This window comes from Novipirellula herctigrandis (genome assembly GCA_007859835.1).
GTDB lineage: Bacteria > Planctomycetota > Planctomycetia > Pirellulales > Pirellulaceae > Novipirellula_A > Novipirellula_A herctigrandis.
This window is the reverse complement of sequence record SJPJ01000001.1, coordinates 5,490,178-5,504,353: the sequence shown is the minus strand read 5'-3', so window position 1 is coordinate 5,504,353 and position 14,176 is coordinate 5,490,178. Positions and strand designations below refer to the sequence as shown.

The 14,176-nt window shown below is 53.0% G+C and carries 12 protein-coding genes; 6 read left to right on the top strand and 6 right to left on the bottom strand.

Translation table 11 applies throughout. The annotated features are described in order from the left end of the window. Positions 1-100: 100 nt before the first annotated feature. The 4 genes from CA13_RS20105 to CA13_RS20090 all read right to left on the bottom strand — a co-directional run bounded on the left by CA13_RS20105 (position 101) and on the right by CA13_RS20090 (position 3,861). Complete coding sequence (locus CA13_RS20105) at positions 101-1,405, bottom strand: glycosyltransferase (protein WP_146399655.1); 1,305 nt, start codon at positions 1,403-1,405, stop codon at positions 101-103. A 26-nt stretch (positions 1,406-1,431) separates the two neighbouring features. Next, positions 1,432-2,286, bottom strand: a complete 855-nt coding sequence (locus tag CA13_RS20100) for a class I SAM-dependent methyltransferase (RefSeq protein WP_419194610.1) — start codon at positions 2,284-2,286, stop codon at positions 1,432-1,434. After that, a complete protein-coding gene (locus tag CA13_RS20095; protein ID WP_419194609.1) occupies positions 2,273-3,115 on the bottom strand; it encodes a TylF/MycF/NovP-related O-methyltransferase in 843 nt (280 codons plus the stop codon). Before CA13_RS20095 ends, CA13_RS20100 begins: the two co-directional genes overlap by 14 nt. A gap of 107 nt (positions 3,116-3,222) precedes the next feature. Then, positions 3,223-3,861 carry a class I SAM-dependent methyltransferase gene (locus CA13_RS20090; protein ID WP_146399650.1) on the bottom strand — a complete coding sequence of 213 codons (639 nt, stop codon included), beginning with the start codon at positions 3,859-3,861 and terminating at the stop codon, positions 3,223-3,225. A gap of 226 nt (positions 3,862-4,087) precedes the next feature. On the opposite strand from CA13_RS20090, the gene CA13_RS20085 reads away from it, so the two are divergent. From CA13_RS20085 to CA13_RS20065, 5 genes are all read left to right on the top strand, one after another. Continuing rightward, positions 4,088-4,987, top strand: coding sequence for an O-fucosyltransferase family protein (locus CA13_RS20085; protein ID WP_146399648.1), 900 nt, complete (start codon positions 4,088-4,090; stop codon positions 4,985-4,987). Positions 4,988-5,019: 32 nt separating this feature from the next. Beyond that, positions 5,020-5,865, top strand: coding sequence for a DUF268 domain-containing protein (locus tag CA13_RS20080; protein WP_146399646.1), 846 nt, complete (start codon positions 5,020-5,022; stop codon positions 5,863-5,865). Positions 5,866-5,931: 66 nt separating this feature from the next. Beyond that, entirely contained in the window at positions 5,932-6,855 is a 924-nt protein-coding gene (locus tag CA13_RS20075) for a glycosyltransferase family protein (protein ID WP_146399644.1), read from the top strand. A 294-nt stretch (positions 6,856-7,149) separates the two neighbouring features. Next, positions 7,150-8,550 carry a BamA/OMP85 family outer membrane protein gene (locus CA13_RS20070; RefSeq protein WP_146399642.1) on the top strand — a complete coding sequence of 467 codons (1,401 nt, stop codon included), beginning with the start codon at positions 7,150-7,152 and terminating at the stop codon, positions 8,548-8,550. A 34-nt stretch (positions 8,551-8,584) separates the two neighbouring features. After that, a complete protein-coding gene (locus CA13_RS20065; protein WP_419194608.1) occupies positions 8,585-10,357 on the top strand; it encodes a BamA/OMP85 family outer membrane protein in 1,773 nt (590 codons plus the stop codon). A 66-nt stretch (positions 10,358-10,423) separates the two neighbouring features. On the opposite strand, the gene CA13_RS20060 is transcribed toward CA13_RS20065, so the two are convergent. Then, a complete protein-coding gene (locus tag CA13_RS20060) occupies positions 10,424-11,641 on the bottom strand; it encodes a hypothetical protein (protein WP_419194607.1) in 1,218 nt (405 codons plus the stop codon). Positions 11,642-11,658: 17 nt separating this feature from the next. Then, positions 11,659-12,540, bottom strand: a complete 882-nt coding sequence (locus CA13_RS20055) for an RAD55 family ATPase (RefSeq protein ID WP_146399638.1) — start codon at positions 12,538-12,540, stop codon at positions 11,659-11,661. Positions 12,541-12,707: 167 nt separating this feature from the next. Between CA13_RS20055 and CA13_RS20050 the strand changes: the two genes are divergently transcribed. After that, a complete protein-coding gene (locus CA13_RS20050) occupies positions 12,708-14,015 on the top strand; it encodes a Gfo/Idh/MocA family protein (RefSeq protein ID WP_146399636.1) in 1,308 nt (435 codons plus the stop codon). The last annotated feature ends 161 nt before the right edge of the window (positions 14,016-14,176 follow it).

Genomic DNA, 14,176 nt, shown 5'->3' with positions numbered 1-14,176 from the left:
TGCATCGGCCCAAAATCTATCGGCCCTGAATCTATCGGCCCTGAATCTATCGGCCCTGAATCTATCAGCATGCTAGGCCATCTGCCCGTGCGGGCCAGACCTACGCTACCCGTTTTTCCCGAGCAATCGGTTCCGAAACGATTTCCCGGAACAACGTCTGATAGCGAGCCGTTTCAACCGGCCCCGCGAATTCCTCGACCATCATTTCACGGGCCTGGATACCCATCGTTCGACGCTCCACAGGATGATCAATCATCCATTGAATTTGGGTTGCCAAAGCATCACTGTTGCCTGTCGGTGCCAATAGACCCGTTACGTTAGGACGAACGTAATCGGGTATCCCACCGGCGTCGAACGCGACGACCGGAGTCTCGCTCGCGCTGGCTTCGAGTCCCGTTTGCGGCAAATTGTCTTCAAGCGATGGCATGACGAACACGTCCGCCGCAGAGTAAAGCAATTGTTTGCGTGTCAAATCGTGGACATAACCGAAATGCCGAATCGAAGCAGAATCCGCTGGCAATGCCGGTGCATCACCACCGCCGAACATGATCCCTTCGACGCGATGCGAGTCAAACGCAGGCCATGCTTCCATCAAGTGATGAAAACCTTTGCGGCGGTTCGTCGCGCTGTCAGCAGCAAACGCGATGACGGTTCGATTCGGGTCGATCTGAAGAGCGGCTTTGGCTTTGGCTTTGTCGATAGGTGCGTAGGCCTGGACATCGATTCCATAGGGAATCACATGATGACTATTCGCATGCTTAAATGGCATCGACTGTTTCGCTTGCTCGCCCAGCCAACGACTTGGTGCCACGACGTGCAAATTGAGATCACGATACAACGCGGTTTTCATTTTCAAGGTGCGAGCAGACGGATCCGAGAATCGAGGATGATCAAGCTGAGGACAATGACCACAACCATTTTGAAAACGCTCACAACCACCCGAAAAATGGCAACCGCCAGTGAAGGGATTCATGTCATGCAAAACCCAAACGATCGGGCGATCGGCAGGTAGCGACTTGAAAAACGTCGGATAGTCAAACAGCTTTCCCACCCAGTGAATCGCAAGGACATCGCCAGTCAATTGGGATGTCGGAAACGGGGTCGCGTGGCGAAGTCGCCCAAGACTGAAATACTCGCGTTTTTCGCTTGGCCCGGGACGGTGGCGACGTTTCGCCCACGTAAGCGATGCGGTGCGTTGGATTTGATCCCACACCTGATGCACTGGATTTTGATTATTGTCACGGGCCCAACGAATCGGTTGGGTCGCCGGCATCGTCGATCCATCGATCTTTGCTGAATGCCAATAACGACTATCAACACCCGCGCCAACAAGACCCCCATGAATCCTCTGTGCCGCACCGGCTGCGCCACCGGTGACGTCATAGCAAATTTGGTCAACAATCATTGCGAATCCTTTGTCACCAATCGCACCTACGCTGCTCGACTCGATCCGACGGATGACGCCACCTCGTCCCTCGGACGTGTCGCTTCCATGTAGAGCGAATCGGGTTTTCGTGGCGAGGAACCAACACGATCGAGGCCAAACGAATCAAAACCGTCAATGCCGCTTTCGCTAGCAGGAAACACCTGGGCGTCCTCAAAACCAACTTCGCGTAGCACGCGAGCGAGCGAGACACGGTCATACATCCACCGATGGATTTCGCCCGCTTGCCGAAAGTAGCCTTCCCGATAGGCATCTCGCCCCGACTTGCCTTGCAGCATCGTCACCGCTGCGATTGCGAGTTGTTTCTTGGTCGATCGGACAAGACGCGATAGGCGACGGCGGATCGTTTTTTTAGCTTTCGAGGGCGTGTCCATTTCGAAGCCAATTCGCGAGCGAATGAAATCGCGATTGATTTGGTTCGGGTCCTGCATCACACGCATCATCTGGCCACCACTACGTTGCCGCGTCATCTGATCCAGCAGCTCAAACGTCATCCATTGATGATTTGCGACATCCATCTCGTCGCCGTTGTCCGCCTGGTTCAATGAATCGAGGTAGGCTGTCGCAATTGCTTCCAAATTAGGGACCACCACGCGCACGATGCCACCGGGACGCAGCACACGAAAACAATCGCGAAGCATGTTAGCGGCGTCGGCTGGCGCAAGATGCTCTAGCACATGCGAGTGGTAGACCGCATCGAATTGTTTGGGTTCGTAAGGCAATCCACGCCGCAAATCATATTGACGCACTGCCGGACCACTAGCAACTAAATCAATATTGGTCCAATCGGGATGGTAATGGTTGCCACATCCGACATTCAAATAATCGCTAGGCTGCGTCACGGCCGGCTCCTGATTGAGCGGAACTGCTACCCGACGCGGGTTGACTTGGCGAGTCGGCCCGCTTGATCGATGCGTGATGAATTCCGATGCGACCGGTGTAATCGAGTCGATGCAACATCATACCGATCTGGTGCTCCGCAAAATATTCGTCAACCGCTCGTCGAGCTCCTTCCCAATGGCCGTAATCGTCAACGATGAGCACACCGCCGTCGGCAAGTCGTGGAAACAAATGCTCCATTTCATGTCGCGTGGACTCGTACCAATCCGTGTCTAAGCGAAGCAGAGCGATCTTGTCCGGCGCTCCGGCGGGGATCGTATCTTCGACCATCCCCTTGTGATAGTGGATTCGGCTTTCGTCATAGCCGGTTTGCTTCATGTGCGATTTCACTTCGTCCAGCGAAGAAACGCACCAAACCGAAGTCGGATCGTCTTTCGATTCCGTATCCAGAAGTGTTTCAGCGGTTTGCCCGTCCACTGCGATATCTTCGCTCGTCGGCGCGCTCATTCCGCTGAACGTGTCGAAGAGATGCAAATGGCGATCCGTGTCACCAAATTGGTTAAGCATTTTGGCAACGGCCATCATGCTGCCACCTCGCCAAACGCCGCACTCAACGATATCGCCTTGAATCCCCACCGATGTCATATATCGAACGGCCTCACACAGACCATGCAGTCGGTCGACCGAAGTCATCGTGTAGTCTTTGACGGAGACCATCGTGTCGACCACATCCCGGCGCATATCAACCGGATAGGTTGCCGGATCATTGAGTTTGCGGCGACGGCGTTGTTCTCTACGTTGCCGTTTCCACTGTGAGATTCGATGAAACACGCACACGCCTCGATAAGAATATGGGTTAGGGATAGGGGTAAGGACTTCGACGAAATCCTTTTTTTGTCAACGACGATGCCCAGTGGCTTCAAAATGCCCGCAGCATGCTAAGCAGCACGGAGCGATCTTTTTGATGTTGGAATCAGATGAATCGAGTCACAATGCACCTCGTAACGGAAACGTCCATTGCGAGAGATGACCGTCAGCAGCTCATGCAAAGGAGGATAGTCGTTCTCGCCGTTAAAAAGGCGGGCATCGTCGATCAAAATGACATGCCCCTCCACTCGGTGATTCAGAATCGCCTCCAATTCCGTTGTAATCGGAGTATCCTTGTCGGCGCGTGCGGTCGGGCCTCCCGAATAGTGACCGTCTAACCAAAACAAGGCTGGCTCGGAGAGTGTATTGAGAATCCGAGGAAGAACATTTCCGCTATCGCCAAGCAATAACTGCACATTGGAGTAGCTTGCGAACTTTCTTTTTGCAGCTTGGTGGAGATCATCTGCGAGTTCAATACTCATACAGTCGTAGCCCCGTTTCGCCATGTGACAAAGCGTGGAACCTCGAAAAGTCCCCGTTTCAATAAACTTTTTTAACCCGTATGACTCCATGTAATTTGCAAGCATACTGATCTTGACGGCCTGCGGCGGTGGCGTAGTGAATCCACCACGTTGCCACTGAAGGATGTCGCTTGCACTGCGTGATACCAGCCCACGTACACTCGATTCAATTCGCTTTCCAAGGCCCATTTTTCTCTCGTCACGACGGGGCTGAACTGATTGCTTCGGTTTCCAAAGTGGACCCTAACGAAAACCCGCTGCTGGTCACAAGGTGAATCTGGTTGCCCAATTGCTTGGGCCTCCTTCGGTATTGACTGCGATGAAACCCTATCGATACAAGCTTTTATAGGTATCGTCCACAACGAGTCAATTTGCCCCACGAACCCTCCGACACCCCAAACCATCCATCGTTCCAATGATCGTTTTGACTCAGAAATACGGCCAATTGGGAAATCGGTTGTCGTTGATGGCACACTTGATCGCTGCGGCCGAGGAATACGGAGCCACGCTGCTTTGCCCCGCGTTTTTAGATTACGCTGACCTATTTCCTGCAACCGCAAAAGACGTGTGGTGTCGATATCCCGAATTGCCTGGCCTGCCCGATGGCCAAGAAGTGACGATCCCACAATGGCAGCGACGGTTGGCGTACAAGCTCGTCCATAAGCCGTCCAAGTGGTTGCATCGTTACGGTCGCGGTCGAACTCCTTTCCAAACCCTGCAATTGGCCGATGATCAAAAGTACGACCTAGGAAGCAAAGACTTTGCCAAATTGGCCCGGTCAAGGTACCCAGTATTAGTGTCGGGTTGGCGATTCCGCTGCGATCCGTTGCTTGAAAAGCACGCCGATTTGATTCGCAACCACTTTCGGGTCTCCCCATCGTGTCAAGCCCGAATCAACGAACTCATGGGAACAATTCGCATAGAATCCGAATTGGTCGTGGGCATCCATATTCGTCATGGCGATTACGCCCATTGGGACGGGGGCAAATACTATTTCTCGACCCAGCAGTACGCGGCGACGATGCACCGCGTGCGTGAACAATTGAGAGGACATGAGGTCGCTTTTCTCGTCTGTAGCAACGAACCACTCCGCGAGGCTGATTTCCCTGGCCTGAATGTCCATTTCGGAATTGGAGCGATGATCGAAGACATGTATGCTTTGGCGGAAACCGATTTGGTGGTCGGACCACCAAGTACATTCTCAGGCTGGGCATCGTTTTACGGACAGGCTCCGCTGCAGGTCATGCAGGGGCCCGATCATCATATTGATGTAAGCGCCGTTTTGCAGCGACATCACCGTCACATTGCTGCGTAGGCACAACAAAAAACTTGTTTCAGGGATGATTCATGGCTGGACTGTTTCGACACACTTGGGCATCGGTTCGCCGTTTGAACGCTAAGCCCCTTCGGCACTTGCGGCACGCCACGAAAATTCCGTGGTTTCTGCGCGACTACCTTGACCTACGCCAACAAGCAAAATTGGCGGGTGAATCGATTTCGTTTGGACGACCTTACCCTTGTTTAGCCGATCGAGACGAATCTTGTGGAACGGCAAGCGGTCACTATTTCCATCAAGACTTGTGGGTTGCATCACGAATCCATTCACTCAGTCCCAACAGGCATATGGACGTTGGCTCGCGGATCGATGGCTTTGTTGCTCATGTGGCAGCGTTTCGCGAAATCGAAGTGCTTGACATCCGACCTAGCCAAGAACGAATCGGAAACATTCGTTTCGGACAAGCCGATTTAATGAACGAACTTCCTGAACAGATGCGAGGCATCACCGACTCGCTTTCCTGCCTTCACACGCTCGAGCATTTCGGCCTAGGACGCTACGGTGATCCGGTCGATTTTGATGGTCATTTGAAGGGACTTCGGAACCTACATGCTTTGCTGAAACCTGGTGGCAAGCTTTTCTTCTCGACTCCTATAGGCCCACTGCGTATTGAGTTCAACGCGCATCGCGTCTTTTCGCTTAAATACCTCATGGACGTTCTATCGCCCAATTTCCAATTCGATCGGTTCTGCTTTGTCGATGATGCCGGCGACTTTCACAACGACGTGGAATTGACCGAATCGGTGGTGGCAAACAATTCCGATTGTCGGCTTGGATGCGGGATCTTCGAGTTGACTCGCAAGAACGATGACTATGTCAATGCGAAACCCAATTGCGAATCGGCACGAGCAGCGTAGTGGAACCCGATCGCAAACCCGCTGTCCAAATGTGAATCGCTAAAACAAGAACCACGATGACATCGAATGCTTGAAACACCTGTCGCGTTTATCGTTTTCAATCGCCCCGATTTGACTCTCCGCACTTTTGAGCCGATTCGCCGTGCTCGTCCGAAAGTCCTTTGCATCATCTCCGACGCAGCCCGCGGTGGTCGGACAGGGGAAGCAGCTTTGATCGCGCAATCAAGGCAAATTGCTGAAAATGTTGATTGGCCTTGTCAAGTTGAACGCTATTACTCCAACACGAACTTGGGATGCCGGCGCCGAGTGAGTAGCGGGCTCTCGGAAATCTTCGAGCGTTACGAACAAGCAATTGTTATAGAGGATGACTGTGAAGTCAGCGATTCTTTCTTTACCTATTGCGATTCGCTTCTAAACCACTATGCCGACGACCAACGTGTGATGGCGATTAGTGGCGACAATTTCCAAAGTGGACGCCGCTACGGAGATGGTAGCTATTATTTTTCGAAATACCCACATTGCTGGGGCTGGGCCAGTTGGCGAAGAGCTTGGCGACATTACGAACCGACGATGAATGCATGGCCAAGTTTTCGCGACCGGGGTGATCTGATGGCGTTCTGTGATTCGATTCCCGAGCTTGACTATTGGACCCGCATTTTTGATCGCGTTCATCAAGAACAGATCGATTCGTGGGCCTATATATGGAATTTGGCATGTTGGATGAACCATGGATTGACCGCACTTCCGAATCAAAATCTGGTATCAAACATCGGCTTTGGTGAGGACGCAACCCATACGTCGGGACAAAGCCCACTTGAGAACTTGCCGCGATTCGAGTTGGAATCGATCAAGCATCCATCCCATGTAGCTCGTTCTTGCTTGGCCGATCAGCGGTCGGATCGTGAGCTCTTTAGCCGTGGCAAAACAAAACCGCGGCATGTCGTCCAATACGCGCGCCGCTGGTTTACGGGCTCTGCGCAAGTTGCTTAGAAGCCCAACCGCTTGGAAGCACCACTCGCTTAGCAGGCGTGAAACTCGGTATTAATGGTTCCCCATTTCGAACTTTAACCGATTTATCTCACTCTGGCTCTTTTGCTTGAAAATACACCTTGTGGTCTCCCGTTCCACGTTGGTAATTACCAATACCCGAGCGATCTGCGTGACCTATCGCGTCGATCGGTCCCCAAGGACGTAACCGTGATCTCCAATCGGTATGCCGACTGTATGACTCGAAAAAGACAAAAAACAAACCGCTTATTAGGTAACGAATCCGTGCAAAAAAGCATGGCTCGCACAAGCCTATTGCGCTACGTGATAGCCACTCTACTTGCCGCGATGTGGATCAGTCCAACCGAAGCCCAGATGGGTGGTGGTGGCATGGGTGGCGGTGGCATGGGAGCCGGAGGCGGTCCGAGCATGCCGGGCCCCGACACGAAAGTACCGTTCCTCGATCATGTGCGAAGCCGTGATGGACTTGCGATTCGCCGCGAAAAAGGGGACGCAATTGTTTTGGATGTGGCCATCGTTGGCAACAAAGCCGTTAGCACCCATTTGATGCAACAAAAGATCCAAACACGCCGCGACCATTTCTATGACTATGAAACGGTGCTTGGCGACGTCCGACGTCTCAACGACATGGGGTCGTTTGACCATGTCACTTTCAAGCTTGACGAACAACCCGGCGGCGTAGGCGTGACCTTCGTTGTTCACGAACGTCCCGTGATCACACGCGTGGTCTATCACGGAAACCGTGCATTGAACGACCGCGAACTCGCTGGCCGCGCAGGCGTGACGGCATCCGACCCGCTCAGTGAGTTTTCAATCGAATCAGCTCGTCGCCGCATGATCGACTATTACAAAGAAGAAGGTTTCAACCAGGTCGCGATCGAATCGTCGATTGGCTTTAAAGACGATTCGGGTGCCGTGATCTTTCGAATCAACGAGGGTCCGAAAGAGCGAATCGCGGACATCGAGATTAAAGGAGCCACCATCGTCAGCGAAGCACGGCTAAAGAAAATCATCAAGAGCCGCGGTCCCGCAGTCGGAGTCCTTTGGCATCTTGGCAACACCGCTGATATGCGAACCGTGGATGACGACGTCAATATCCTGGCTAGCTACTACCACAACCTCGGTTTCTTGACGGCAACCGTGGGCCGACGGATTCGCTACGACGAATCGGGCAAATGGATCACCGTCACGTTTGTGGTCAACGAAGGTCCGCGTTTCACCGTCAATGATGTGAAAATCGTTGGCAATCAATTTATTACCGAAGAATCGCTACGTGCCCGTATGCAACTTCATGCGGGTGACATGTTTGATGGAACATTGATGCGACGCGATATCGGAGAAATCACTTACGGCTATGGCGAACTCGGATTTATCTACGCCGAAGTCGAACCCAAAACCGTCATGCGTGACGAAGCCAATGTGGTCGATTTGGTCTACGAAATCACCGAAGGCGATCGATGGAAAGTGGGAAGCATTCTTGTCAACATCGAAGGCGAACCCCATTTGATGCGGGAAACAACGATGCTCAACATGGTGGACCTTCGGGAAGGCGATTGGATCGACCGTCGCTCGCTCGAACTGAATCGACGCCGGATCGAAAAGAGTCAATTGCTTGAAACGAACCCCCAGATCGCTGAAGCGCCAGACATCAAGGTGGTGCCCCGTGATGAATACTAATTTTACTTCGCACTCTTCCGATGAAGACGCTCGCATGAGAACACCGAATCCACTGTCCGCGATTCCACAGGTGATAGTACTTGGCATTGCCGCGATGGCATGCTTGTCGAGTGGCTGCACGCGATGGATCGCCAACCCCGCGATGGCGGGCGGTTCGCTACTTGGCGTCAATACTCCGGCACTTACAACGACCACGGATGCAAACGGTGTCCAATTGGTTGCTGCGCCAGCGGAGTCTGCCAACACGGTCCACCAAGCATCGCAAAGTGAGCGTTACGTCGCCCGACAATATCCATCGACGGCTCCTTACGTACCGCCGACAACTTACGTACCGCCGACAAACGGTGTCCCCGCTACAACCAACGCTCCACCGTCCAATTACACAACGCCACCCTCCTTGGCAACGCCGCCATCAACCTACGGAAACAGCGCTTACGGTGTTTCACCAGCACCTTCGGCACCTGTGAACGCGCCCGCAATCCAATACGGTGCTGCCCCCCAATACGGTGCTGCCCCCCAATACGGTGCTACACCTCAATACGGTGCTGCCCCCCCCTACACTGCTCCGCCGCAAAACGTGCCACCAACGACCACGTATAGCCCCGGCCAAAACTACGGAACGCCGATTGCGCCGGACGCCACGTACGCAGCCCCGGATCCGATTTTCCCAGGAACGACTTATAGCGATCCGCTCAGTCCACCAACAAACTACGTCCCCATGCCAACCGTCCGTGAAGCGGACTTGATCATCAACGGATACCCGGCACGCACAGGCCGAATCATGCTCGGTGGTGCCGTCAACAGCGACGCGGGTGTCACTGGTCAAATCACACTTGATGAACGCAACTTTGACATCACGCGTTGGCCACGATCATTCCAAGACATGTTCAGCGGAACTGCGTTTCGTGGTGCTGGTCAAACATTCCGAATCGAAGCTGCACCTGGTAGCGACTTCGACCGATATACGATCAACTTCGCCGATCCCAACTTGTTCGGCTATAAACCCGTCAGCATGTCCGTCAGCGGCTTCTTGGTTGACCGACGATTTCAAGACTGGGACGAAGAACGACTTGGTGGTCGCTTGAGTTTCGGATATCGAATTACGCCTGACCTGTCGGTTTCCGCCGGCATCAGCGGCCAGAACGTCGAAATCAGTAGACCACGAGTGCTTGGCGTTGCCCCATTGGACGCTGTGCTCGGTGACAACGAACTCTACAGCGGCACCTTAAGCCTGAAACACGACACTCGAAACAGCCCGATTCAATCGAGCGAGGGTCACTACTTTGAATTCAGTTTCGAACAAGCTTTCGGTGATTTCGACTACTCGCGATTCGAATCGGAATACCGAAAATATTGGCTACTCTCGCAACGAGCCGATGGCAGCGGACGGCAAACCCTTTCGTACTCGACGCAAATCGGCTACAGCGGCGAAGAGACCCCGATCTTCGAGAACTTTTTCGCTGGTGGCTACGCCACAATCCGTGGTTTCGATTTCCGCGGTGCTGGCCCTGTCGATAGTGGCGTCTCGGTCGGCGGTCGTTTCAAATTCCTAAACACTGTCGAATACATGTTCCCAATCACTGCGGACGATGCATTCAAAGGTGTAGCGTTTGTTGACTTTGGAACCGTGGAACCTGAGGCGAAACTTAACAGCGATTCGTTCCGAGTCTCGCCCGGTCTTGGTTTGCGTGTGGCGATTCCAATGCTAGGCCCCGCTCCGTTGGCGTTTGACTTTGCTTTCCCAGTCAACAAGGCTGACACCGACGAAACGCAAGTCTTCAGCTTTTACATGAGCCTGATTCGATAACGGTTCGATCGTAACGGCGGTGACATGCCGCCGCATTGGTTTGCCAAGGCGATCGAGCGACGTTGCCTAAGGTTCTGCCTGTGGATCCCTCAGTTTTGGCCCCAAATCGCTGTCGATGTACGCCGAACGTAGCAACGGCAATCCCAATCGACACGCAACCACTTCCGCCAACCACTGCGTCGTGGTTTCCTCTCCGGTCCAAAGCGGTTTCGACTGCCCCGCTAGCTCGACTAGCCAAAAACACGGTCCGTCGCCGCCACTGCGAATACCTGTGGCTCGTTGACGGATTTCCGTGAGCGTTTCTGCTGAGAATGTTGTCGTTCGCGCATGCCAATATCCACGTCGACGAATTTTCAACCGATCGTCCTGCATGACCAATTGCCTTCGTTCAGCAGCATTGCCAAACGCCACCACAAGCGACAGTGACCCCAACGACAAAACCACTGCTTGAACGATCCACGAAGGTCGTTCCTCCATCTGTTTCAAGACCAAGGCAGCGACAATCGTCCATACCACAGCAAAAACGAGACAGACAACAAAGAAGTTTCCAGCGGAGGATTCGCGAAAGGTCAGCCGAAGTCGCCCCACATCGGGCTCATCAAACGTGAATCCCGCCGGTGCTTTTTCAATCAATTCCACCAATCGGTCCTGAGGAATTCCCTCACCTTCAAGTAGCAGCGTTTCGCGTTGTGGCGTGCCGAGATGCCAATGAATGAGGGCCTGCCCAGCGATCGCCAGATCACGGTCGCTGCCGATAGGAAACGGGTCAATCGAACCAGTCGTAGTAAACAGTCGCAGCAACGTCCCCTCGCCATAACGTCGCAGGTAAACCCGTTGAGTTTCATCGCGGTGGATCACCCAGCGACGAGGGCGAAGGATCCATTCGAGCAACGTATCTGCCGCCATATTGGGAGCAAGTTCGCTGCGAGGCAGAAACGAATAGAAGATCGCTTCGGTGAATCGCCATCGACTTCGATGGATGACTATCCGATCCGCTTCGAACGCAACTCCCGATTTTGCTGCGTCCAAAAAGACCAACGACAACGGCAACAAGGATGCGAGGAATACCAATGCCGCGAAACCGAGCAGGATCGCGGGAAAGAATTCGATCGTGCCATACCAAATCACAGGCCACCCAAACGCTACTGCCATGGCCAACAAAATGCATCCGAGCGATGTCATCAACAACCACGTATGAACGGCGTCTCGACGACGGATGCAAGCTCGCACTGAAACAAAGGACGGAATGATGGAAGCTTTCGCCACAGACAAGGGTTCATTCATTTTCACGGCGACCCCATCTAGCTCTGTAACTGCAGTCCTTGCTCGGTGATCTCAAACGGAACGATCGAGTCATCACATGCACTGCCACGGTGCTTTGCCACGTGCAGGGCTCGGCCCATCTTGTTTCCCTGTCGAGTTTTCCCCATCAAGATGATCGTGTTGGCATTGGACAACACGTCGCCACTTTCGATCTTTCGTACCAACAAGTCGTCAAGCATCACTTCGTGTGAGGTGTAAAGCAGCAGACAACCAATGTCTTGGTGCTGGTAGGCGTGAGACTCGACAGCCTTTGCGTTTTCACGAAACGCAATACGAAACAGATCGCGTGCAACCCAGTCATGCTCTTTGCGCAAGATTTGGTGATAGATGTATTCAAACATCTCGAATTGGATCGAATCGGAGGCCCGATCAACGGGCTCAACTCCGTCAATCACACATCGCCTGACGCCATGCACAAAATTGCAGTAGAAAAAGGCAATCGCTTGATCCAACTTTCGCGATTGCTCGTATTTCCACTGACGCCACTGATCCGAATCGAGATCCGATGCTGTCACTCGACGACCGGCATGCTCGAAAATATGCATATAGTCATCGCGAACTACACTTTTCTCCCAAGCGGTACTCATATCGATCGAGCCATTCAGGGACCGTTCACGAAGTTGCCAATCAAAAAGTCGCCGAGCATAATCCGAGTGGTTTTGCGAATCGCCGCGAGCGGTCATGTCAAAGACGATTCCTTTTTCCCCCTCCTGCGTCTGGCCTCGATTGGCGAATGCAATGCCCAACTGGGTTTTGCCGATGCCTGACGCACCCATCACAACCGTTAGAGTCCCTGGTACCAAGCCACCACCAAGCCGCTCGTCGAGTCCTTCGACCCCCGTCTTCAAACGACACTTCATCGACAAAACCCATTCAAAAGAGACGACACGGAGCCAAAACAAAAAAAATAAACACAGAGCCCTTCCTGGCAAGACACGCCCCATCTTAATGCTTATAATCCAGTTCACTGAAGAGGAGCAATTTCCACCTTCCAATCCCACCTCCCCCCCCTTCTAGGAATTCAATCATGCAGAACACCCCCTCTCGCCGAAATTTTTTGAAACAATCAAGTGCTGCTGCCGCAGGTATCGCGGTTGCAGGTAGCGTTGCGAGAACGGCTCATGCGGCCGGCAGTGACGAAATCAAAGTTGTGTTGATCGGATGTGGTGGACGTGGCAATGGTGCTACCGACAACATCATGAACACAAAAGGCAATGTCAAGTTAGTCGCCGTTGCAGATGCGTTCCAAAACAAGGCCGACTACACCGTCAGCAGCCTAGGGAAAAAACACAAAGAAAAGGTTGCCGTTGATCCTGACAAGATCTTCGTCGGTCTTGATGCCTATAAGAACGCGATTGATGTCGATTGTGATTTGGTCGTAATCGCAACGCCTCCGGGATTCAAACCGCAACAGTTTGAATACGCCGTTAACAAAGGCAAACACATCTTCATGGAAAAACCGGTTGCCTCGGACGCACCGGGCGTGCGCCGCGTGCTCGCAGCGGTTGAAGAATCGAAAAAGAAGGACTTGATGGTCGGCATTGGACTGCAACGCCGTCACGAACCGCGATATATCGAAACGATCAAACGTATTCATGACGGTGCGATCGGAGATGTCATTGCACAACGCGTCTATTGGAATGGTGGCGGGATCTGGTATCGCAACCGTAACGCGGACCAAACGGAAATGGCGTTTCAAACCAACAACTGGTACCACTTCAACTGGCTTTCCGGTGATCAAATTTGTGAGCAACACATTCACAACCTTGATGTTGGATGCTGGGTCAAAGACGCTTACCCAGTAGAATGCAATGGCATGGGGGGCCGTGAGCAACGTGAAGGTGGCGACCCCACCAAATCCCAAATCTTTGACCATACCTTCTGCGAATACACGTTTGCCGACGGGACCAAGATGTTCAGCCAAGGTCGCCATGTCAAAGGTGCTTGGAACAATGTGTCTGAGTTCGCACATGGGTCAAAGGGTACCGCGAATCCATCCGGATCGATCGAAGGCGCGAACCCCTGGAAATTCTCTGGCAAGAGCCCAGGCGGCCACCAGCAAGAACAACACGACTTGATCGAAGCACTGATGCGAGGCGAGATCTACAACGAAGGCGAATATGGCGCCAAGTCGACATTCACCGCCATCCTTGGTCGTGAAGCTTGCTACTCAGCCAAAGTCATCAAGTGGGACGATCTGCTCGAAAAAGGACGCGACTTAGCGCCCGGAATCGACAGCTATACGATCGACTCGGATGTACCACCATCGGCACGCCCGGATGAAGAAGGCCGATACCCAATCCCGACGCCGGGTTCATACAACCCGTTTGCCTAATGACAATCGAATTCGAAATAGCTCTGTGGAAATTGTACAACCGAGGCTAACAAGCTGCTGCTGTATAAATGTTGGCGAAAGCGATCGCCAACTCCATGGGCGTTAAACAACTCAACCCAGGGTCGCTCGCCTCGCGGGCGGATCCTGGGTTTTTCTTTGCA